Below are 22,596 nucleotides of genomic sequence, written 5' to 3'. Positions count from 1 at the left end.
TGGCGGGCTGGCTAATCGCGGTACCGGGGCATCGCCGGCGCCAGCCAATCGACGTTGGTCGGCGCGCGGTGGGTGCTCAGCATCAAAAGGTGTAACTGACCGACATCATGGCCGTTCGGTCATCACCCAGGGCAACTGCCTGCGCCAGGCCGCCGGCGTAATACTGTTTGTCGAACAGGTTGCGCACGTTCACCGCGGCGTGCCAGTGATCAGTCCCGTAACCCACACCCACGTTGACAACCGCGTAGCCCGGCAAGTAATAGCCGTTGGTATAGCGTTCGCTCACTGCGTTGATGCCGCCGTTTACTTCCCAGCCCCGTGACGTTCCGCTGAAACGGTAGCGGGCAAACGCGTTAGCCGTTTGCCGAGGTACGTTGGCCAGGCGGTCGCCTTCGGTCGATTGAGCCTGGCCCCCATCCTCGGTAATCACCGCCCAGGTGTAGGAGTAGCCTGCGATAAGGCTCAGGCGTTCGGTGAGATCTGCACTGAAGTCGATTTCCGCCCCTTGGGTCTGTTGTTCGCCGATGGCAATGCTGTAACCGTCATTGACTGGATCGCTTTCCAGCACGTTCTGCCTCTTCAAGTCGAACACTGCCACGTTGAGTAGCGCTCTGCCCGGCACAAGATCGAACTTGATTCCCGCCTCCCATTGCTCGCCGGACTCAGGCTCGAATGTATTGCCTTGGTAGTCGGTGCCGGTGTTGGGGTAGAACGAAGTCGAGTAACTGAGGTAGGGCCGCACATCCGGCACAATTTCATACATCAACGCTACCGCCCCGGTGGTCTTGTCGGCAGGGTTCGAGCTGCGGCTGTCGGTCAGGTGGTTCTGGCTGTGGGTATCGGTCAGGTCATGGCGCAGGCCCGCTGTGAGCAGCCAGCGGTCGGTGATCTGGTAGTTGTCACGCACATAGGCACCGAGCATGCGCACCGTGGTGTCGGTCCAGGCCCGTGGCGTATCAGGGCAGACGATGCTCGAACCATATACCGGTTCATAAGCATCGAGCGTCCCGACCTTGCAGGTATAGCTGCGGTTGCTTTCTCGCGAACGCATGTAGTCAACCCCGTAGGTGAGGTCATGCGAGCCGAACGCGCTGTCGAAAGTATGCTGCAGGTTGTTATCGAAGCTGAGGGTATCGCCATCGTAATGCTGCTGTTGCGCGGTACGGCTGAGCGTGCGGTTGTCGGCGGCCATCTTGGCGTTTGAAACCAGTTGGCCATCCAGCCGGAACGCCTGCCAGCGCAGGTTCTGGTTGAACGTCCAGCCGTTGGCGAAGCGGTGCGCCAGGCTGTAGCCGACGCGGTTCATCACCCCGTGATATGGGTCCTGCCCAGGTTCGCCAGTGAACCGGTGGCGGGGGATATCGCCATTGGGGTTGGCATTGATCGAGCCTGACAGCGGCAAGCCTTGCTGGCGAATGTATTGCCGGTCCTGGTGGCTGGCCAGAATCGTGAAGTCGGTGTCCGGGCCCAGATCCAGGCTCAGCGACGGGGCGATGTAGTTGTTCTTGAACCACACATGGTCGGTGGCGTCGTTGGAGTCCGAAAGCAGGCCATTAAGGCGCACCGCGGCCTTGCCACTGTCGTTCAGCAAAGTGCCAACGTCGAATGTGGTCTGACGAAAATCATGGCTGCCATACGACACACCCACGGTGGCGAAGGGTACGCCCTTTGGTTTCTTGCTCACCATGTTCACCACGCCGCCTGGCAACACCAGGCCATACTCCATCGACGCTGGTCCCTTGAGCACTTCGATCTGCTCGAAACCTGCCAACTGCTCGGCGACGCGGTTGGAGGCGCTGGTACGCAGTCCGTCGAGGAACAGCGAATCGGAGGCAACCTGGCCGCGGATGATCAGGTCGTCCCAACCGCGCCTGCCGTACTGCCCCGCAGTGACGCCTGGCATGTTGTTCAAGGCGTCGGCAAGGCTGGTCGCTTGCTGGCTATCGAGCAGCGCGCGGCTGACCACGCTGATGCTGCGCGGCGTTAGCGCCACAGCGCGCTCGGTCTTGCCGACCTGCGCCGGTGCACCGCTGAATGAGTCGCCAGCGGTGATGGCGGCACCTTCGATGGTGCTTGCGGGTAGATCGACGACAACTGGCTGTCGAGGGCTTGTGGTCGGCTCGACGCCCTCGGCATGGGTGAGTGCAGACACCCCGGATAACGCAACGAAGAAAACGGACGGCGCCATGCTGCCTTGGAACGGGGTGCGAGCTTTCATTGGAACCTTATATATCGCCGAGGGGTTGAACGTGCTGAGACGCTGAGCGCGCAGATGTTACTGGGAAAGTAATGCCGCTGCCAATGACATCTATTCGCATTAGATGGCGTGATGGACCGCGCCGTTATCAATCGTTCCGCTGAAGGCAGTTGCGAGGCAATCAAAGCCAGCGGCTGCTCGACTCGGATGGAACCTCTGCCGTCAGTGCACACCAAAAACAGATCGAAGCCTTAGGCGTAGGAGCTGTTACATGCACATTGGAGTGGTTACCTGGACGTTGGGCCTGACTGAGCCATTGGAAGTAATGGCCAAAGTCAGCGAGTTAGGGCTGGACGCCCTGCAGTATGCAGGTGATTTTCGCGATTGCAGCGGCGTAGAGCTCAGGCGGGCGGCCGCCGCCGCGGGCCTGAAGATCCTTGCCATCGACCCTTTCAACGCGGGCCCGGAGGACCCCGGCGCAGCCAGTGAACAGGCCGCAATAGCGTATTACCGCAAGCTGGTTGATTTCGCGGTCGATGCCGGTTGCGTGCCGCTGACGCTGCAAGGCCTGGCGCTGTGGACGCGTGATTGCCCGGATCAGCAAAGCGCATGGCAGCGGTTGCTGGCCTGTTGCAGGGCTGTCGATAGCTATGCGCGCGAAAGAGGCGTACGTACGCTGTATGAGGTTTGCAACCACTACGAACTGCCCCTGGTGAACACCAGCGAAGCATGCCGGGCGCTCATTGGTCAGGTGGGAGGCGATAACCTGCGGATGATCCTCGACAGCTTTCACATGAACATCAACGAGCGTGAACCGCTGGCAACGCTTGAGCGCCATGCGGCGGACACAGCCATTTATCACATCTCCGACTCCGGCCGAGGCGGCATCGGCAGTGGCCATATCGACTTCCGTGCGCAGTGCAATGCACTGCTCGCGGCAGGCTTTGCGGGTGACGTGGCCGTCGAGCTGGTGTTGCCGCAGCGAACCCCGAGCTCACCGCCTGAGACCGCACAAGACCAGCAACGGCTAACTTGCGAAATTATCCGCAGCGTGGTCGCCTGGCGCAGCTACCTGACCCAGGGCGGCAGGGTGTAGGTGGGTTCATTACTGGCCCGCACACGCGCCTGTATCTGCACGACTGAAACGGCCGCATAGTGCAATAGACGGTGCAGATCGTGGGTCAGCAGGTGAGCAGACGTCACAGCAGGGTACGCGAGGCCTGCGCCACTTTGATAAAGCGCTCGAGAACAGACGAGCAACGGTCCCTGCGCCATACCAGTTCCCACTCCTGTCGGATCGTCAAGTCTTCGAGGGGCATGAAGGCGACAGACGCTGGCGCCCGCGTTCGAGCGCCTTCCGGCAATACCGTGCAACCCATGCCTGCCGCAACCAAGGTCAACATAGAAGCAGCATCCACACCATGGACACTGGTCCTTGGAACGAAGCCGGCAGCAAAGAAGCAGTGGATCAGCCGGTCATGCCATGCTGGTGCAGCGCTGCGCTGCAGCCAGACAAAATCCAGCTCCTGCAGGTCCTTGAGGACCACGGGTGCCTTGCCTCTGGGCCATTGCCAATCGGCAGGATAGGCAAGCAGCAAGCGTTCGGAAAACAGCGGAACACCGTCCAGCGACGGGTCTTCCTGGGGGCGGAAGAGCATGAACCCCGCGTCCAGCCGGCCGTCTGCCAGCTGACGCAATTGCAAGTCGGACAGCAGGTGATGAAGCGTGATTCCCACTCCAGGAATCTCCGCGCGATAGGACCTCAGCACTTCTGCGATCATGGGGGCGAGATTTTGCATGACCGGCAGTGCGATCGACAAATGCCCGACCTCGCCACGGCCCGCTCTGCGTGCCCGCTCGCCCGCCGCTTCGACGTCCTCCAGCAACCTGCTTGCGTCGGCCAGCAGCTGTCGGCCCGCATCCGTCAGGCTGACCCCGCGAGTGCTGCGGGTAAACAGCTGCGTGCCCAGTTCCTGTTCCAGCCCTTGGATCTGGCGAGTCAGCGCTGGTTGCGCAATATGCACTTCCTGGGCGGCGATGCTGATGCTCGCATGCTTGGCTACCGCACTGAAATAACGTAGTTGACGTAGATCCACAGCTATACCTTCAGAGCATCGCAGAGATGAATTTTTAGTATTTTACGGCATGACACACGGCTAATTAACATCCTGACAGAGGTGTTGGCAACCTTCGGCCGCCAGCCTCGTGAACGTAATCAGCCGCGGACCTTATATGCATAACAACAATCACGCCCTGGATCTGGATCGCCTTCGTGCCTTCCGTCACGACCTCCATCGACATCCTGAACTCCGTTACCAGGAGCACCGCACTGCTGAAAAAATCGGTCAGTTCCTGACCTCGCTAGGCATAGTTCATGTCACTGGAATTGCCAGCACCGGCATCGTCGCCAGCGTGTATGGCAAAGGCCGCTCAGCGGCCAACCCTGGCCCGGCCATCGGCATACGCGCCGATATGGACGCCTTGCCCCTTCAAGAGTCGAACGCGTTCGACCATGCCAGTGCGGTGCCCGGCTGCATGCATGCCTGCGGCCACGACGGGCATACGACAATGCTGCTCGGCGCCGCAGCGCTGCTGGCGGCCAATCGCGATTTCGATGGCACCGTACATTTGATCTTCCAGCCCGCCGAAGAGGGCGGTGCGGGCGCTCGCGCCATGCTCGACGAACAACTGTTTGAACGCTTCCCTTGCCAGGCAGTATTCGCCCTGCACAACTGGCCTGCTTTGCCTCAAGGGCAGATGGCGGTGCGGGTCGGGCCGATCATGGCGGCAGCCCAGCAGTTCGGGATCATCGTCAAGGGCAAGGGCGGACATGCCGCGCTGCCGCATGAAACGGTCGATCCCTTGGTGGTCGCCTGTTTCATCGTGACCCAGTTACAGACCTTGGTTTCACGCAGGGTCGACCCCTTACAGGCGGCAGTGCTGACCATTGGCCGGGTATAGGCGGGGACCTCGGCCAATATCATTCCCGGCGAAGCGCGCATCCAGGGCACCTGCCGCAGCCTCGACAACCAGGTCCAGCGTACGTTGCTCGAGGGGATCGAGCGCCTGGCCTGCCTGGTGGCCCAGGCGCATGGCGCTACTGCAGAAGTGGTCATCAAGCCAGGCGGGTACCCCGTGACGGACAATCACGCGGACCAGGCCCGGCTGATGGGGCAGGTCATGGCAGAGATGGTCGGCGAGGACCAGGTCGATACCCAAGTGGCGCCGGCAATGACCTCCGAGGACTTCGCATTCATGTTGCAGGAAGTCCCGGGCGCTTACGGCTGGATCGGTAACGGCCACGCAGAGGCGGGCTTGCACCATCCCGAATACGACTTCAACGACGAGAACCTGTCCCTCGGCGCGCGGTTCTGGGACCGCCTTGCTCGCCGCTGGTTTGAGCGCGCCTGACCGAAACACCTGCAAACCCCGCACGCCCTTTTCCGGCCGATGTTCCTCAGGCCTTGGAGAGGTGCGCCCGGCATCTTGAATGCGTGGAGATAATAATGAACAAGAATATCCAGTTGACGTGCTCCGCAACCGCACACGCTGCGGTGGAAAAACCGACGAGGCAGCGCTTCGTTTTGTTGGCGATCCTCTTTCTGGGCATATCGATTGCCTACCTTGACCGGGTCAATGTGGCCGTCATCGCAGCGAACGAGCAGTTCCTGCAAGACCTGGGCATCGCGGGTGACCCGGTCAGTATCGGGTTGATGATGAGCGCGTTTCTTTTCGCCTACGGGCTGGCGAATGTGCTGCTGAGCCCGCTCGGGGATTACCTGGGGCCGCGCAAGGCGATGATCGCAGCCTATCTGATCATCTGTGCAGCGTTGCTGATGGGCGGTTTGGCAGCATCGTTCGGGGTGCTGCTGGCCTCCCGGGTTCTGTTGGGCGTCGGTGAGGGCTTGTACTACCCGATGCAGAACACCCTGGTGAAACACTGGTTCCCCCCGGCCGAGCGCGGCAGGGCGAACACGGTCTGGCTGCTTGGCCAGTCCATAGCCCCTGCACTGGCCATGCCGGTCTTTACCCTCTTTGTCAGCCTGTACGCGTGGCAGTCGACCTTTCATCTTTCCTTTGTGCTGAGCCTGGTGCCATTGGTATTGATCACCTGGCTGACCGCCGACAGGCCGGCGATGCACCGGCGCGTCAATGCCGCCGAACGGACCTACATCGAGCAGGCACTGGCCACTGCCGACCCCACGCTAGGCGAGAGGGGGCCAAGGCTTTCAGCGGGGAGCAGGGGCTTCCTGGTGGATTACCGTTTCTGGCTGCTCATGCTGATCCTGGCCAGTAACTCGATCCTCTCATGGGGGCTGTTGTCATGGTTCCCAACGTACCTCAAGCAAGCGCGCGGGTTTTCCTGGGACTCGATGGGGCTGCTCTCTGCGTTGCCCTTTGTATTCGGCCTTGTTGCAAAGATAGTCGCCGGCGTCTTGATCGATCGCTCAGGCCGAAGTGCAACGGTCATCATGGTCTCGGCGGCGCTTTGCGCCTTGGCGTTGTACCTGGGTGTGCATCTGGACAACCGCTACATGGCCAGTCTGTCCATTGCAATCGGGATAGGCATGTCGTCCATGCAGATCCCGGCGATCTTCACCTTGCTCCAAAGCTTGGTGCAGGCCCAGTCCATTTCATCCGCTGCTGGTGTACTCAATGGTGTTGCAGTCGGCTTCGGTGCCCTGTCGCCCGTATTGATTGGCCTGAGTAGCCATCTGAGTGGCGGGTTCGACGCGGCGTTCTACCTGATGATCGTCATCGTGCTCACGGGCGGTGGGCTGGCGGCGATCCTTGCCAGGCACCGACTTTGAATTCACATGCAGTTCGCTCGCCGACGTGGATGAGCACCTCTACAACAATAACAACAAGGAAAATCAATGATGCGCTTCGCTGTAGCGTCGACGCTGGCCCTGTCATTTGTATGCGCGTCAGTACCGGCAGACGAACCTGGCCCCGGCGGCTTCTTAGCAGACGCCAAGGCCAACCTGAACCTCAGAACATTCGGTTTCCGAAACGATAACCTCGACGGTACCGGTGCCCCTTCCCGGACAGAAGAGTGGGCACAAGGCTTTGTGGTGAAATTCCAGTCTGGTTTCACACCTGGCGGCATCGGATATGGGCTCGACGCTCTGGGTCTGGCAGGCGTGACGCTCGATAGCGGGCAGGGTCGGCATGTTGGCAGCTCGATGATACCGAGCGACGACGGTCGAGCCACGAAGACCTGGGCACGCCTTGCGCCCACGTTCAAGGCGCGCCTGGCCAGCACCGAACTGCGCTATGGTGCGCTTGTACCGCAACTTCCGGTACTGATGGCCAATGACGGTCGGGTGCTGCCGCAAACCTTCGAAGGGCTGCAAATCAGCTCTGAGGCCTTTGACCGACTGTTGCTGACCGGCGGGAGAATTACCCGCGCGGTGGGGCGCGGATCCACTGACCGGACCGGTTTATCTGTGGCAGGCGCTACCCGGCAATCTGACGCCTTCTATTATGGCGGTGCAGATTGGGCGGTGGACGATGCACTCAAGGCGCAGTACTACTTCGCCAGGCTCGATGACTACTATCTGCAGCATTTCTTTGGCGCAATTCATCATCTGCAACTGGGGGAGTCCAGCGAAATGATCACCGATGCCCGCATCTTCAGCACGCGCTCATCGGGTGCCAACAGCACTGCGGCAGGTCGGGCCGGCGGATATGTCGTCGGCGGTTATACCGAGGGCGATACTGGTGAAATCGACAACCGGACCTGGTCGATCAGCAGCGAGTATCGGCATGCGGGGCATGCACTGATGATCGGCTACCAGGTGGTATCCAGCGGCAGCAACTTCGTCCAGCCCAACCAGGGCAGCCTCGAAGGCAAAGGTGCTGGAGGCGCCAGTACCTACCTGCTGACCGACCGTTTCATTCAAGGCTTCAACCGCGCTGGGGAGCGAACGGCATTCGCCCAGTATGGGTTCGACTTTGCTGCAGTCGGGGTTGTTGGGTTGAAGGCCTCGGTGATGTACCTCAAGGGTACGGGTGCGGACACCTTGGGTGGGGGCTCGGCTGCGGAGTGGGAACGCGACCTGGGTGTGGACTATGTGATTCAGGGCGGGCCCTTGAAAGGTGTCGGCTTGGGTTGGCGCAACGCGATATCGCACAGCGAGCTGTCGCGTAATCAGGATCTCAATCGTGCCTTCTTGACCTATACCCTACCATTGCTGTGACCCCGCCGGACCGGCCGGGTGCAAGCTGATTCACAGCCCGGCGCGAATCTGACGTATCGGGGGAACGGCATTCAGGGCCTTTGCGCTCGCGCCTCCAATTGTGCTGCGGACTGAGCCGCGCGTTGCAGCAGGGCAGTGTCCATACCGCGTAACGTTCCGTTCTGTTTCAGGAGGTTGCCACCGACCATCACCGTGCGCACGTTTTCCGGTCGGGCTGAGTACACCAGCAGCGCCGCCGGATCCCCTCCGGCGAAACCTGCCAGGTTGACATCGTCGAGGGCTATGATCTGCAAGTCAGCACGCTTGCCTGGGGTGATCGAGCCGATTTCATCACTGAGGCCCAGTGACTCGGCGCCGCCGTGGGTCGCCAGCCGCAACAGGGCGCGAGGGTCCGGTGCCGCTTCACTGCGCAGTCCACCACTCCAGGTCAGGGCCGCCAGGCGAAGGCTGGCGAACATGTCGGCGCTGCCTGCCAGCGCATTGCCGTCGATGCCCAGCCCTTGCCGAGTCACGGCGCTGAAATGATCCAGGCGGGTCAGGCCATAGCCCACCCGTTGCTCGCTGACAGGGGTCAGGGCCAGGCTACCGTCAGCTCGTTCCAGCGCTTGCAGCTGTTCCGGCGTGGCATCGGTGGCGTGCACCAGGGTAAGGTCGCGATAAAGATAGCCACGTTGGATCAGCGCGTCGAACATGGGCTTTGCTTCACCACTGACATGCACCTGGATCGGCAGCTTCAGGCGTCGAGCGGTATCGTACTCGCGCTGACGCATCGCCCAGTTGTCGGCGTCGTCGCGATTGCGGGGCAGGCGCCACGCCAAGCCCAAATGCACGAGGGCATCGGCATCCTGCCGTTGCGCAAGCGCCTCGAGCTGTTTCAGGTCAATGGAGTGCCGCGTGGTCTTGTCGGGGCCGCCGTAGAACAGCGTGGCGCGGATGCCTGCGTCCTGCAGTGCGCGCAAGCCTGCCTCGCCGTGGGCAGCAGACAGCACGTTGTCGAAAAAATCACCGGTAGTCGTGATGCCGCCGGCGAGCAGCTCCAGCGCGCCCAGGTGCATGGCGGTGTAGGTATCGTCGGCAGTCATCTGCGCCGCCAGGCGCGAGCTGACGGCAAAGAACTGGCCTTGTTGATTCCTGAATTGTCCGCGCATGGTCGTGACGTACAGGTGGTTGTGCGCATCCACGAAACCTGGCAGCACGATCTGGCCTCGGGCATCCACACGGCGTGCATCAGCGGCCTGCAGATCGCGCCCGACCGCCACGATGCGGCCGTCCCTTACCAGCACGTCGCCTTGCTCGATATCGCCCAACGTCGGATCCATCGTCATGACTCGCCCCCCCTGTATCAATATGGCTGACGAGGGCTCTTTCGCGGCTGCCAGGTGCCAAGGTGAGCCGAGCAGCAGCACAAGTGCGACTATCGATGATTTCATGCGTGTCATCCTTTCGTTGAAGTGAACAGCGATCCTTAATACTCCGTGTGCAGTTGCATGGCTGCGCCGAGGGTGCTCCTGGCCCGCGCTACCTGATCCGCCTGAACGGCAGGTGCTGCGTTACCCCAGCTGTTGCGCACATAGGTGAGGACAGCGGCGATATCTTCGTCATTCAATTTCCAGTCGAATGAAGGCATCCCGGCACCGGTCAGGTTGTGCTCGGTCGCCACTGCCTTGCCGCCTTTGAGCACCGTGGCGATCAGGTTCGAACCGCTGGGCGTGCGCACGCCAGGGTTGTCGGCGAAGGCGGTCACCATGCCGTTGATGCCTTCGCCTTTCACGTTATGGCAGGCCATGCAGTTGTACTCGTAGACCCGCGAGCCGCGCTGCATGACCGGGTCGCTGGCGGCCAAGGGCTGCGGTGGCTCGGCACCGGAACCAGGCAGCGACTTGAGATACTCGGCGATGGCGGCCAAGTCCTGATCGGTGAGGTGCTGGGTCGAGAACTCGACCGCTTCCCCCATGGGCCCGGATGCGATCGCCTGGTGGTTCGCCCCCGTTTTCAGGTAAGCCTGGATCTGTTCACTGCTCCAGTTGCCCAGGCCCCGATAAGCATCGTTGGTGATCTCCGGGGCGTAGCTGCCGAGCAGCTCGGCACCCTGCAGGTACTGGCCGGTATCGCCGCCGAGGAGGTTCTTCGGGGTGTGGCAGGCGGCGCAGTGGCCTGCGCCATCGACCAGATAACGGCCACGGTTCCACTGCGCAGATTGTTCAGCCTGCGGTACGAACGGTTTGTTGTCGAAATGCAGCAGGTTCCAACCGAGCAGGCTCAGCCGAATATTGTAGGGGAAGCCGAGTGTGTTGGCTGGGGCTGTCTGCCTGACTGGCTGCAAGGTGCGCATGTACGCCCACAAGTCATGCATGTCGGCATCGCTGATATTGATGTAGGCATTGTAGGGCATGGCTGGGTAGAGCAGTTGCCCGTCCTTGTGCCGGCCATGGCGCACCGCACGGAAGAAGTCACGCTCTGTCCAGTTGCCGATACCGGTGCTGCGCTCGGGGGTGATGTTGGTCGAATAAAGGGTGCCAAATGGGGTTTCCAGGCCATAGCCGCCTGCGTAGGCTTGGCCGCCTGGCACCGTGTGGCAGGCGGCGCAGTCTGCCTGCCGCGCCACGTAGGCGCCTCGGGCTGCGGTAGCGGCGTCAACGGGCGTGGCATCGGCGGCTACCACCCGATCATCGGCGACATTGACCGCGGTCGTGTTGCCATTGACCAGTAAGGCTACGCCCAAGCCTGCCAGCGCCACCACCGACAGCGCTGTCAATATGTTCTTCTTTTTCATCGGGTCATCTCACGCCTGTACCAGCGGGCCGGGGTTTTTCATGTACTGCTCGATGATGGCTTTGGCCGTCCACAACGCCAGCGCGCCAATGGTCACCGTCGGGTTGTAACCACCGTTATTAGGGAACGACGAAGCGCCCAGGACAAACACGTTATGCGCGGCCCAGCATTGCTGGTAGCGGTTCAGGGCGCTGGTGTTAGGGTCGGTGCCCATGACCACGCCGCCGTTGGTGTGGGATGAATCGTTGGCGCGGAATGGGGTGTAATGGTCGGCGGCGAAGTTGTAGGACTCTATGCGCGTGCCACCCACCTCACGGGCGATCCGCTCGCATTGCGTGCGGATGAACTCGCCCGAGCGCTGATCGTTGAGGTTGTAGTCGAAGGTCATGCGCATCAATGGCCGGCCGTAATTGTCCTTGTAGGTCGGGTCAAGGTCGAAATAGCACGCCTCATGCGCATAGCTGGTGCCCTGGCCCTGGATCATCGCCCAGTTCTGGTAGCTATGGCGGAACGCCTGCTTCCAGCCTTTACCCCAGGCCGGGGCGCCCTTGGGCAGCACGCCCGCCATGCCGATGGGCAAGCCACTGTTGGACAACGACTGGATGCCGGCCCCACCGATGAAACCGAGGCCGCTGTGGTCGAAGTTGTCGGCATTGAAGTCGTCGATCTGGATGGCCAGGCACCCGGTGTTCATGAACGGGTTGAGGTGTTCGTTCTCGAACCACAGGTAGGCATAGGAGAGCGTCTGGAAACTGTAGTTGCGGCCAATCACGCCACGACCAGCGCGTGGATCATAAGGTTCGCCGATCCCCGACAGCAGCATCAGCCTGACGTTGTCCAGCTGGTAGGCGGCGACAATCACGATATCGGCCGGTTGTTCGCCGCGCTGGCCGTGCTTGTCGACGAAGCTGACGCCAGTGGCAGTCTTGCCATCTGCAGACTTGTTGATGTGCAGCACTTCGGTTTCGGTCAGCAGTTCGAACGTGGGGTGGCGCATCAGCGCCGGGACCACGCAGGCATTAGGGCTGCTCTTGGACCAGTTGCCACAGCCGAACAGTTGGCAGTAGCCGCAATAGGTGCACGGCCCCATGCGCACACCCAGGGGATTGACGTAGGCTTGGGAGATCGTGCCTGCGGGCACCGGGAAGGGGTGATAACCCATCTCGCGGGTCTTCTGGCTGAAGATGTCGTTCCAGTGGCTGGGCACCAGGGGCGGAGTCGGGAATTCGCGGCTGCGGGAACCCTCGAATGGGTTGCCGCCCGGCATTACCTCGCCCTGAATCACGCCTGCCTTGCCGCTAGTGCCGGCAATGCGCTCGAATCGATCATAGAACGGCTCGAGCTCTTCATAGGTCACGCCCCAGTCCTGAACCTGCAAGCCGGGCACCAACTGCTGCTTGCCATAACGCTCGATCGTCTTGCTGTAGGGTTGGAAGTCGAACGGATTGAAGCGCCACGATGCCGCCGCCCAGTGTGTTCCGGCGCCGCCGACGTTGTTGCCCAGGGTCAGGTTGCTCCATTCACGCACCGGCAGCGCCACCTGGCGGGCATTGTTACGAACGGTATAGGTCTCGAGGCTGGGCGGCTGGAGAATTTCCTTGCGCGTCGCCCAGCGCAGCTCATCGGTATCTACAGACGGTGGGAAATCGCTTGCGGTATCGCGCCAGGCGCCGCGCTCGATGGCGACGACCTTCAGGCCTGCCCTGGCCAGTTCTTCGGCAATGACCGAGCCGGACCAGCCGAGGCCGATGATGACTGCATCTGCTTTGGGTCTTGTTGTTGTCATGGTGCTTCCTTGCGCGCAGCCAGCTGCCGACCGGCATGCGGCTGGCGCGTTAGGGTTGAAAGGGAATTTCAGCTGGCCCGATCGAGCAGGCTTACCGGCTCCAGGTCCAGCGGCTGGCCTTTGCGGTGGATGTACGGGCGATAGTCGTAACGGGCTCCGGGGAAGCCGATCAGGCGCCAGCCAACCATGTCAAGATTGCCGCCGTACATCGGGTCTGCGAGGTAGCCTTCGCGAACGTTCTGCAGCAACAATGCAAAGAACTCGGCACTGATTGCGGCGGGCAAGCGTGAGTCAGCACTTTCCATTGCCTTCAGCAGGGCATCCTGCTGGTCTGCAGGGAGTTCGCTGAACGGTTGGCCGTGTTGCCGTTGGCAATACTGGCCCAAGTACTCCAGGCCCGTGCGGTAGCGCTGCGCTGGCGTCTGTGGGAATTGCGGCCCTTGTTCGGGCGTGCCCTGGCTGTATGGGCCAAGTCGATAAGTACTGGCTGCCTGGCCATAAGGGCCGGAAAGCTGGCGGTCGATGAAGATTACGCAGCCGGCCTGGCTTGCGCTCATGCCCAGCTCGTCTTCCGGGATCAATCGATCGAAAAGGGCTGCAACTTCCCTTGCTTCAGCATCGGTCAGGTAGGTCAGGCCACCGCCCTTGGCGGGCAGGGGCAAGGCATCGGCGCGGGTGCCGGTGGCAGTGTGGGGGGCAGTAGCCAATACACCGGCGCTGGCGCTAGCCATTGCGCCAAGGGCGCTCAGTTGAACGAGTGATATCAGCGCTTCACGTCTGTTCATGTCCATCATCCTCAGGACGCGCGTTCACCAAAGCCCGTGCAGGCACACCGCGCTTGGGTGAGGCATGAATTGTTGTTATGAGCACAGCGCAGAGGGACTCGACGCTGGCGGGCCGAGTCTATTGGCGGCTGCGCAAATCGCGCCACGGCCTTTTTGACGGGTTTCCCTCAAGATTTTCACGCGCTACTCTGGCGCCACTTCAACAATCGATCACGGGTGGGGTGGGGCAAGCATGGCTGCACAAGGCAAGGAACAAGCGCGTACGGCAGTCACCTTGAGTGATGTGGCGCGCCTGGCAGGTGTGGCGCCGATGACCGTTTCGCGCTACCTGAACCAGCCGGACGCCGTACGCGAAGCGACCCGCCTCAAGGTGCGACGGGCCATCGAGCAAACCGGTTATGTGCACAACCGCCTGGCGGGTTCGCTCAAGTCAAGTCGCACGCGCCTGGTCGCCTTGGTGGTGCCTATGGTGACCAACCCGCTGTTTTCCGACACCTTCCAGGCGATCAACGAGCGGTTGGCGAAGGCGGGTTACCAGGTGCTGCTTGGGGTGTCCGGGTACCAGAGCCAGCAAGAGCAGGATCTGCTCGAGGTGATCCTGAGCCGCCGTCCGGACGGCATCATCCTCACCGGTACCATGCATACCACCGCCAGCCGTAACCGCTTGCGTGCAACGGGCGTACCGGTGGTGGAAACCTGGGACCTGTCGGATGAACCCATCGACATGCTGGTCGGCTTCTCCCATGAGCGGGCCGGCCGCGAGGTCGCTCGCACGTTGGCCGGCCAAGGTTATCGGCGTTTTGCCCTGTTTGCGGTGGACGATCCACGCGGGCTGCGCCGGGCCGACAGCTTTGTCGCTACCCTGGCCGAACAGGACATTGGCGATGTGTATCGCCAGACCTGGCAGGGCTTGCCGGCGCTGGAGCAAGGCCGTGTCGGCCTCAGGCAATTGCTGCGTGAGAACCCTGGCGAGCAGGCTCCCTGGATGGTGGTGTGCACTTCCGACACGATTGCCCAAGGCGTCCTGACCGAGGCGGCAGCGCGCGGCCTGCGGGTGCCGGAGCAACTCGCGGTGATGGGTTTCGGAGATATGGCCTTTGCGGCACATACTTTCCCTGCATTGTCCACGGTGCGGATTGACGGCAAGCTGATGGGGGACACGGCTGCAGGTCTGCTGCTGGAGCGGCTGGCTGGCGTGGAGCAAGCGCAAACCACGGTCGATATCGGCTTCAGCCTGGTACACCGTGACAGCACTGCCAATACCGCTGGTGAACGTTAACATCCATCCATTTGGCAAATAATTTTCCCGAGGCTCTTGTCGTTCTTACAGCGATGCGATAGGTTTTTTAGCAGAAATGGTAACGATACCATTTGCTGAAAACGACTCAGGACAAGAACAATGTCGAAGATTACCTGCGTTAGAACCCTGCGCCTGCCCGAACGCCCCAAGCTGGTTTGGCTGGAAATTGAAACCGATGAAGGCCTGACAGGCTTGGGTGAAACCTTCCGTGGTGCCGCCACGGTCGAGGCTGCCGTGCACGAGTTGATCGCCCCCGGCCTGATCGGCCGCGACTCGCGGCAGATCGAAGCGATTTCCCTCGAGCTGACCACCCCTTACATCGGCTACCACAGTGCCAGCGCGGAAATCCGCGCGGCCAGCGCCGTTGACATCGCCCTGTGGGATCTCAAAGGCCAGCGCCATGGTGTACCCATTCATGAAGCGCTCGGCGGTGCCTGCCGCGAGCGCATCCGTGTGTACAACACCTGCGCCGGCTACGAATTCAATACCCAGCAAGGTGCACGACGAGAAATCACCACGGCCGACCGCGCCCAAGGTCCTTACGACGATCAGCTGGCTTTTCATCGTGATGCCGGTGCGTTGGCCATAAGCCTGGTCGAAGAGGGCTATACGGCCATGAAGATCTGGCCGTTCGACCAGTTCGCCCGCCAGGCCGGCGCTAACAGCATCGGCCTGGAGGAGGTGCGCAAAGGCTGCGAGGCGTTGCGCCAGATCCGCGATGCGGTGGGCGACCGCATCGAGATCATGGTCGAGCTGCACAGCTTGTGGGACAGCACAGCAGCCCTGCGTATCTGCCAGGCGCTGGAAGCCTTCGATGTGTACTGGGTCGAAGACCCTCTGTGCAAGATGGACGATGCCCGCGCGCTAGCCGACCTGCGCAACCGCACCCGTGTACCCGTTTGCGCCAGCGAAACGCTGGGAGGGAGTACGGCGTACCGTGATCTGCTCAATGCGGGGAGCCTCGACTATCTGATGCTTGACCTGGTGTGGTGCGGAGGCTTTACCGAAGCGCGCAAGATTGCCGCGCTGGCCCAGGCCTACAACAAGCCGCTAGCCCCCCACGACTGCACCGGGCCGGTTGCTTTGTTCGCGGGGTTGCATCTGGGGTTGCATGCCCCTACCGGGGTGCTGCAGGAAGTGGTCAGAGCGTCGCTGGCCACCTGGTACGGCGACCTGGTAACGCAGTTGCCGCGTATCGAGGCAGGCCATGCCCTGGCGCCGCAAGCGCCCGGCCTGGGTACCGCGCTGCGACCTGAAGTGCGCAAGCGCGCGGATGCCATCGTGCGTGAAACTACCGCCCATTGACCTACCGGCGGCGGCTGCCACTAGCCGCCACGCTGATGGGGTATCGAGAATACAATGAAAAAAATACATTCTCTGCGCCGTTACATCGCCGAGCATCGGCGCCATGAAGTCATCGCTTTACTGTTCGTGATGATGATCATCAACCAGGGCGACCGTGCCACGCTGTCCATCGCCGGCGCGAGCCTGGCTGACGAAATGGGCCTGGGCCACGCCCAAATGGGCTGGCTGTTCTCCGCTTTCGCGTGGGCCTACATGCTGCTGCAACTGCCGGGCGGCCTGGCCATCGATCGCTTTGGCAGCATACGCGTGCTGGGCCTGGCCATTGTTGCCTGGTCGGTGTTCACCGGCTTGATCGGGACGGTGGCCATGATGCCCGTGGGGCTGGCCTTCTTCGCCGTGTTCGCCTTGCGTTTTCTCGTAGGGGCGGCGGAGGCGCCTTGTTTCCCGGCCAACAGCAAGATCGTGTCGATGTGGTTCCCCACGGCGGAGCGGGGCACGGCCACGGCCATCTTCAACTCATCACAGTACTTTGCCGCCGTTGTGTTCACGCCTCTTCTGGCATGGATTTCGACACGGTGGGGGTGGCCGTGGGTGTTCTACGTGATGGGCGCCGCCGGGGTCGCCATGGGTGTGGTGTTCATCCGCCGTATCAAGGCGCCGGTCGAGCATCCGTCCCTTGCACCGGTGGAACTGCAGACGATGCAAGCCGGTGGCGCCAGCCTGCGTGAACATACTGGCAGCCGTGCGCCGCAACAGGGCTGGCGCGACACCTGGACGCGGGCCCGGAGCCTGCTGAGCCAGCGCATGTTCCTGGGTATTTACCTGGCGCAGTTCTGCATCAGCACGTTGACGTTCTTCTTTCTTACCTGGTTCCCGGTGTACTTGGTGCAGCAGCGCGGGCTCTCGCTACTGGATGCCGGCTTGCTGGCGGCAGTGCCAGCTATCTTCGGCTTCATCGGCGGCATCACCGGCGGCATGCTGTCCGACTGGATGCTGCGCAAAGGGCTGTCGCTGACCCTGGCGCGCAAGCTGCCGATCTTTATCGGCATGACCTTGTCGATGAGCATGATCCTTTGCAACTACGTATCAACCGACTTGCTGGTGGTGCTGTTCATGGCCCTGGCGTTCTTCGGCAAAGGCGTGGGGGCGTTGGGCTGGGCGATCATCGCCGACGTTTCGCCCAAGGGCAGCATCGGCATGAACGGGGCGATCTTCAACACCTTTGGCAGCCTGGCGGGCATCGTAACGCCCGTTGTGATCGGCTATATGGTGCAGTCAATGCAGTCGTTCAATGGTGCCTTGGTGTATGTCGCGTTGAATGCCGTTGGCGCGTTTGTCAGCTATCTGTTCGTCGTCGGCCCGCTGCGTCGGCCGGACGATGCCCCGCCCGCATCCGGTAACAGTCAGGACAAGCCTTCGTTGAACACTGTCGGCGCGCATTGATAGCCCGTCGGACCATGATGAAAAGGACAACAACAATGATTACTTCAAGGAGCTTCACCCGTACCCTTCGCACTGCTGGTCTTGCGCTCGGGCTGTCCTGCGTTTCGTTGGCGCAGGCATATGATATTCCTTCCAGCGGCCAACCGTTGATCGAAGTCGCCAAGCTGGACTGGCTCTGCAACGCCGTAGCCTTGACCTCCGATGGCCGCCTGTTCGTCGGTTTGCCGCGCTGGCCGGGCTTCGAGAAAACCCCTTCGATCGCCGAGGTGCTGCCCGACGGCAGCCTCAAACCGTTCCCGGGCGGGCAATGGAATGAGTGGGCACCCGGCAAACCCAGCGCCCAGGCGCTGGTCAAGATCAACACCATTCACATCTTTGACGACGATACGCTTTGGGCTATCGACCAGGGTGAGGATGCCGGGCCCAAGGGCATCAACCCGGGCCAGAAGATTCTCCAGTTCGACACCCGCAGCGGCAAGCTGCTGCGCTGCATCAGCCTGCCTGAAAAGGTGCTGCCGGCCGGCGCCAACCTCAATGACCTGCGCCTGGACCGCGAGCACGCCTACATCACCGACTCGGGGCTTGGCGCGATCATCGTCGTCAACTTGCGCACAGGTGATGCCGTGCGCCGCCTGGCTGGGCACCCTTCGACCCAGATGAACCCCGAGCGGCGGCCGTTTGGCGAGAACGGCCAGCCGCTGCTGCTGGCCGATGGCAGTGACCACCAGGTGCATTCCGACCCCATCGAGTTGAGCCCGGATGGCCAGTGGCTGTACTACCAGCCGCTGAGCGGGCCATTGTGGCGCGTGCCGACCGAGGCGCTGCGCAACACCCGGCTGAGCGAGGCGGCGCTGGCTGAAAAAGTCGAATTCGTCTACGACACCAGCCCGCTGACCGGCACCGCGATGGACAGCGCAGGGAACCTCTACTTCGGCGAGTACGACAAGCCAAGGGTGACAGTGCTGAGCCCGGACGGCAGCTTGCGTGTCGTTGCCCAGGATTCGCGCCTGTGGAACCCCGATGCGATGATCGTCAGCGATCAGCGCCAGCTGTACATTCCGGTGCCACAGAGCGCGCGCATGGCTTCCAACCGCGGCCCCGGTGGCCAGGATGCGCTGGTCAAGCCGTTCATGATCTACAAGGTCCAGTTGCCAGATGATCTCGGTGCCCGCGCGCACGTGCCGGCAGTAGCAGGCAAGCCGATGGCGACTGCCGAGCGCTGATCAACCGAGCCCTGGCGGTTCAACCGCAGGGCCCACCCCAAACCCTTCGCACAATACGCGATTGCCAAGGCGCGCGCAGGTTGCGCTCGCCTGCAGAAAAACCTTTTCGCCAGCCCTGTGCAGTGAGCACAGGTCGTAAACCCAAGGAGATGTCCCCATGAAAACAACAATGACCATGGCTGCTTTGTCCCTCGCTTTCAGTGTTGCTACCACCTCAGCGGTTCATGCCGCGGACGGCACCAGCCCGTCGGTAGTTGCCCAGCAGAACCTGTCAACCGCAGCCGCGTTGCAGTTGGCGCAGAAAGCCACCGACATCGCCCGCAGCCGTGACATGAAAATCTGCATCGCCGTGACCGACGCTGACGGCCACCTGCTGGCATTCACCCGGATGCAGGGTGCTTATGCGGGCTGCGTTGAAGCATCGATCGCCAAGGCCAAATCCGCCGCTCGCTTCGCCATCGATACCATTACTTTCTATGACCTGGCGCGCAAGGAAAACCTGGCCATCGGCACCATTCCCGGCATCCTGCCTGCCGTGGGCGGTGTGGTGATCAAGCACGCCGACAGCGTCGTCGGCAGTGTCGGCATCAGCGGTGCAACCGACCTTACTGAGCAGCAGCTTGCCGTGGATGTTGCCGCGAGCCTGCGCTGATCCACATGGCCTCTTGTTCCGAGCAGGCACCAGGAGGCCAACACCCATCTTCATAGAGGCATCAGTCATGAGCTTGAATTCAAAACTGAGGGCGGTGGCGCGCCTGCCATTGCTCTGTTGTGTCACGGTGCTAGCCATGCCTTGGGCTGCTGCGTCCGAAGGGGCGCTACGCGGTACGCAAACGCTGTCACTGCAAGGCGCCTCGGCGCTGCTCGACAAGGCAGTAGCGGCCGCACACCAGGAAGGTGTGCACCCCTGCATTGCGGTGACAGATGCCAGCGGCTACCTGCTCGCCTTCAAACGCATGGATGGCGCCGCCCCAGGCTGCGTTGAGGCGGCGATCAGAAAAGCCAATTCGGCAGCGATCAACGATGTGGACACCGTCGTGTTCTACGACCTCGCACGCAAGGAAAACCTGCAGCTGGGCAGCATTCCCGGGATCCTCCCCGCCGTGGCGGGCGTAGTGGTACGCCAGCACGGTCAAGCGGTTGCTGCACTGGGTGTTGCCGGCGGCGCCAGTGATGCCCAGGAACAACGCTTCGCCACCGACCTGGTGCGGGCCTTTGAAAAGACGCTGCCTACCGCCATTGCCGACCGAGGCCAGCCATGAACAACCCGTTGCTTACCCTGGATAATGTCGACGGCGCCTATGCGCGCGACTATAACGTCCTCAAACCCTCGCAGGTGCCGAACGCGCTCGGCGTGGCAGGCTTGGCGGCAACGCTGCTCGCTTCGATCTACTGCGGTTGGGTCGATCGTTCCTTGCCTGATTTCGCGGCCTGGTCCAGCACACTGTGGATGTGTGTGGCCTTGTTCAGCGCCGCGGTCATCACACCTCGGGTATTCGTCCCCGGGTTCCTGCTGTCGCTGCTGCCATTCCTGATCGCCTGGCGGGTCGCCGCCATGACCGATGCCCGGGTAATGGTGTGGGTAGCCAGCGTGGCAGCAGTACCCTTGTGTCTGCAGTTCGTGGACTGCGTGGTCAGTGACTTGCGCCGGGACCGCGGCAAAGCGACGGCTTGGCTTGGGACCTTTTTGTGGCAGGCGACGTTGGTGCGCCTGTATTTCGGCCTCAACGAGCTGTGCCACAGTTCAGAGAAAATTTTCGCCGGGCTTGACTGGTTTCATCGGCTGGAGGCCGGCTTCCAAGGCTTCGGCCTCGGTGAAACAGCGGCTGCTTTTGTTGTGCTCGGCGGCCTGATCGAGTTGGCATGCGCCATCAGTGTGGGGCTTGGGCTATTTGCCCGGCTCGGCGCTGCGCTCAGCCTGATTTACTTCCTGGTGGCCACGGTTGGATTCGGCGGCGAATGGAGCCGCGGATATGCCTGGGCCTCTCCTGGAGGAGGCGGCTGGGAGTATGTCATGCTGCTGATGGTCGTTTTCGCAGGCGTGTTGTTTACGGGGGCCGGTAAGTTCTCGCTCGACGGCTGGCTGATGCGTAGCGGATGGATGCCACGGCGCCTGCTGCCACTGGCAGTCAATAGCCAGGGCATCGATCGCTAGATGCTGAGGGAGATCGCCCAGCCCTTTGGCTGACGCGGTCCCTGTGGGAGCGGCCGTGGCCGCGAACACCGGCGCAGCCGGTGCCATGTACCGAGTTGGCTTCTTCGCGGGCACGCCCGCTCCCACAGTGTCCTTGCAAATTCAAACAGTTATATAGAGTCCTATGAGAGTAGGCGAAACACGACTGCCATGGCAGACTGCGCGGTTTTGGTAACGGGATGTTTCGCCATGGACAAGACTGATCGTCGTCAACGCATGGCCGATGTTGCTGAGCGGGCGGGCGTCAGCCTTAGCACCGTCGACCGTGTGCTCAACGAGCGCGGCAGTGTTTCCGATGCCAAGCGGCGCAAGGTCCTGCAAGCTGCTCAGGCGCTTGGGCTGAAACGGCTTCTACCCTCTGCCGTACACGGGCTGTTGCGCTTTGACCTGGTGCTGGTCGACAGCACGACCGATCATTTCAAACGTTTGGCTGCGGCATTTGCCCGACAGGCCCAAATGCACCGGTCCCGCCTGGTGCTGCAACGGCATACCTGGCAGGAGCGAGCTCCCCAGCAACTGCCAGAGCTCATCAATCATCCCAAAGTCCCGCGTCAGGGGCTGATCGTGGTTGCCCAAGACACTCCCCAAGTGCGCGAAGCCTTGCGCGCACAAGTGGCCGCCGGCGTGCCGGTCGTATTGCTGACCACCAGCCTGCCGGAACTTGCCGGCACCCGCTACGTAGGGATCGATAATCACGTCGCTGGCCGGGCTGCCGGCCGTCTCATGAGCCAATGGGTACGGGGTCGCGAGGGCAGGGTGGTGCTATTGACCAACTCGTTGCTTTATCACGCCCACCAGCAACGTGTACAAGGTTTTCTTGAGGTCATGGCCGAACAGGCGCAGCACGTTGAAGTGGTGGGGCCGATCGAATGCTTCGACAATGACGACCTCAATGCCACGAAGATGAACAAGCTTCTGCAGCAAGGTCAGCTCTGCGGGCTTTACAGCACTGGCAGCGGGTCGGCGGGGGTTGGCCGGGCCCTGGCAAGGCAAGCTCAGCGCCCTGTGTGGATTACCCATGAGGCTACCGCCGCGCATGCAGCCATGTTGCGTGAAGGGCTGCTGTCTCTGGTACTCGATCAGGACCCTGAGGGGCAGGCTGAAGCAGCGATTCAGCAGTTGCTTTACGCCAACGGCGACCTCAACGCTCCCCCCCAGGTGCGCCCGCAGTTGCGCATCGTGATCGATGAAACCCTCGAAGAGCCGCACTCGATGAGCGTTTTGACGTAAACACGTCAAAGCCTTGATGGCGTGGCGCATTGACGCACCCTAGAATTGCGCCGCCGTCGTCAGTAGGCCAACCGGAGCATCCGGTTAGCGCCGTGCTTTTTCGTTTCCCCGCCTGATTTTTCATGCCCTGGTGAGCACACGTGTGCCTGCCATGTGAT

The 22,596-nt window shown here is 61.8% G+C and carries 19 protein-coding genes; 13 read left to right on the top strand and 6 right to left on the bottom strand.

The window, feature by feature from the left end; all coding sequences use genetic code 11:
• Positions 1 to 82: 82 nt before the first annotated feature.
• Complete coding sequence (locus ACI2KG_RS05510) at positions 83 to 2,218, bottom strand: TonB-dependent siderophore receptor (protein WP_404661133.1); 2,136 nt, start codon at positions 2,216 to 2,218, stop codon at positions 83 to 85.
• 250 nt (positions 2,219 to 2,468) lie between these two features.
• On the opposite strand from ACI2KG_RS05510, the gene ACI2KG_RS05505 reads away from it, so the two are divergent.
• Complete coding sequence (locus ACI2KG_RS05505) at positions 2,469 to 3,293, top strand: sugar phosphate isomerase/epimerase family protein (RefSeq protein WP_404661132.1); 825 nt, start codon at positions 2,469 to 2,471, stop codon at positions 3,291 to 3,293.
• 103 nt (positions 3,294 to 3,396) lie between these two features.
• Here the strand turns inward: ACI2KG_RS05505 and ACI2KG_RS05500 are convergent, their stop codons facing one another.
• The gene (locus ACI2KG_RS05500; RefSeq protein WP_404661131.1) at positions 3,397 to 4,293 is read right to left on the bottom strand and encodes a LysR family transcriptional regulator; all 897 of its coding nucleotides are present in this window, start codon (positions 4,291 to 4,293) and stop codon (positions 3,397 to 3,399) included.
• 109 nt (positions 4,294 to 4,402) lie between these two features.
• Here ACI2KG_RS05500 and ACI2KG_RS05495 point away from each other — a divergent pair, with 109 nt between their 5' ends.
• The 4 genes from ACI2KG_RS05495 to ACI2KG_RS05480 all read left to right on the top strand — a co-directional run bounded on the left by ACI2KG_RS05495 (position 4,403) and on the right by ACI2KG_RS05480 (position 8,400).
• Positions 4,403 to 5,158 (top strand): amidohydrolase, encoded by a 756-nt coding sequence (locus ACI2KG_RS05495; protein ID WP_404661130.1) that lies wholly within the window; start codon positions 4,403 to 4,405, stop codon positions 5,156 to 5,158.
• Positions 5,159 to 5,242: 84 nt separating this feature from the next.
• Positions 5,243 to 5,608 (top strand): M20/M25/M40 family metallo-hydrolase, encoded by a 366-nt coding sequence (locus ACI2KG_RS05490; RefSeq protein WP_404661128.1) that lies wholly within the window; start codon positions 5,243 to 5,245, stop codon positions 5,606 to 5,608.
• A gap of 95 nt (positions 5,609 to 5,703) precedes the next feature.
• Complete coding sequence (locus tag ACI2KG_RS05485; protein WP_404661127.1) at positions 5,704 to 7,008, top strand: MFS transporter; 1,305 nt, start codon at positions 5,704 to 5,706, stop codon at positions 7,006 to 7,008.
• A 66-nt stretch (positions 7,009 to 7,074) separates the two neighbouring features.
• Positions 7,075 to 8,400, top strand: a complete 1,326-nt coding sequence (locus ACI2KG_RS05480) for an OprD family outer membrane porin (RefSeq protein ID WP_404661126.1) — start codon at positions 7,075 to 7,077, stop codon at positions 8,398 to 8,400.
• Positions 8,401 to 8,471: 71 nt separating this feature from the next.
• Here ACI2KG_RS05480 and ACI2KG_RS05475 read toward each other — a convergent pair whose 3' ends face one another.
• From ACI2KG_RS05475 to ACI2KG_RS05460, 4 genes are all read right to left on the bottom strand, one after another.
• Complete coding sequence (locus ACI2KG_RS05475) at positions 8,472 to 9,725, bottom strand: amidohydrolase family protein (protein ID WP_404661125.1); 1,254 nt, start codon at positions 9,723 to 9,725, stop codon at positions 8,472 to 8,474.
• A 140-nt stretch (positions 9,726 to 9,865) separates the two neighbouring features.
• A complete protein-coding gene (locus ACI2KG_RS05470) occupies positions 9,866 to 11,173 on the bottom strand; it encodes a c-type cytochrome (protein ID WP_404661123.1) in 1,308 nt (435 codons plus the stop codon).
• 9 nt (positions 11,174 to 11,182) lie between these two features.
• Complete coding sequence (locus ACI2KG_RS05465) at positions 11,183 to 12,958, bottom strand: GMC family oxidoreductase (protein WP_404661122.1); 1,776 nt, start codon at positions 12,956 to 12,958, stop codon at positions 11,183 to 11,185.
• 68 nt (positions 12,959 to 13,026) lie between these two features.
• Positions 13,027 to 13,743 (bottom strand): gluconate 2-dehydrogenase subunit 3 family protein, encoded by a 717-nt coding sequence (locus tag ACI2KG_RS05460; protein ID WP_404661121.1) that lies wholly within the window; start codon positions 13,741 to 13,743, stop codon positions 13,027 to 13,029.
• Between the two features lie 232 nt (positions 13,744 to 13,975).
• Between ACI2KG_RS05460 and ACI2KG_RS05455 the strand changes: the two genes are divergently transcribed.
• From ACI2KG_RS05455 to ACI2KG_RS05420, 8 genes are all read left to right on the top strand, one after another.
• Positions 13,976 to 15,022: a LacI family DNA-binding transcriptional regulator gene (locus tag ACI2KG_RS05455; protein ID WP_404661119.1), complete on the top strand. Its 1,047-nt coding sequence runs from the start codon at positions 13,976 to 13,978 to the stop codon at positions 15,020 to 15,022.
• Between the two features lie 120 nt (positions 15,023 to 15,142).
• Positions 15,143 to 16,348 (top strand): mandelate racemase/muconate lactonizing enzyme family protein, encoded by a 1,206-nt coding sequence (locus ACI2KG_RS05450; RefSeq protein WP_404661118.1) that lies wholly within the window; start codon positions 15,143 to 15,145, stop codon positions 16,346 to 16,348.
• A gap of 54 nt (positions 16,349 to 16,402) precedes the next feature.
• The gene (locus ACI2KG_RS05445) at positions 16,403 to 17,791 is read left to right on the top strand and encodes an MFS transporter (RefSeq protein WP_404661117.1); all 1,389 of its coding nucleotides are present in this window, start codon (positions 16,403 to 16,405) and stop codon (positions 17,789 to 17,791) included.
• A gap of 35 nt (positions 17,792 to 17,826) precedes the next feature.
• On the top strand, positions 17,827 to 19,014 hold the full coding sequence (locus ACI2KG_RS05440; protein WP_404661116.1) for an L-dopachrome tautomerase-related protein: 1,188 nt from the start codon (positions 17,827 to 17,829) through the stop codon (positions 19,012 to 19,014).
• A gap of 157 nt (positions 19,015 to 19,171) precedes the next feature.
• Positions 19,172 to 19,666 carry a heme-binding protein gene (locus tag ACI2KG_RS05435; protein ID WP_404661115.1) on the top strand — a complete coding sequence of 165 codons (495 nt, stop codon included), beginning with the start codon at positions 19,172 to 19,174 and terminating at the stop codon, positions 19,664 to 19,666.
• 67 nt (positions 19,667 to 19,733) lie between these two features.
• Positions 19,734 to 20,276 carry a heme-binding protein gene (locus tag ACI2KG_RS05430; protein WP_404661114.1) on the top strand — a complete coding sequence of 181 codons (543 nt, stop codon included), beginning with the start codon at positions 19,734 to 19,736 and terminating at the stop codon, positions 20,274 to 20,276.
• Positions 20,273 to 21,169 carry a DoxX family protein gene (locus tag ACI2KG_RS05425; RefSeq protein ID WP_404661113.1) on the top strand — a complete coding sequence of 299 codons (897 nt, stop codon included), beginning with the start codon at positions 20,273 to 20,275 and terminating at the stop codon, positions 21,167 to 21,169. Before ACI2KG_RS05430 ends, ACI2KG_RS05425 begins: the two co-directional genes overlap by 4 nt.
• A 228-nt stretch (positions 21,170 to 21,397) precedes the next feature.
• Positions 21,398 to 22,438: a LacI family DNA-binding transcriptional regulator gene (locus ACI2KG_RS05420; protein ID WP_404661112.1), complete on the top strand. Its 1,041-nt coding sequence runs from the start codon at positions 21,398 to 21,400 to the stop codon at positions 22,436 to 22,438.
• Positions 22,439 to 22,596 lie beyond the last annotated feature (158 nt).

Source organism: Pseudomonas sp. NPDC089407 (assembly GCF_044900445.1).
Lineage (GTDB): Bacteria > Pseudomonadota > Gammaproteobacteria > Pseudomonadales > Pseudomonadaceae > Aquipseudomonas.
The sequence above is the reverse complement of the archived record's forward strand: the minus strand, read 5'-3'. Positions and strand labels throughout refer to the sequence as shown.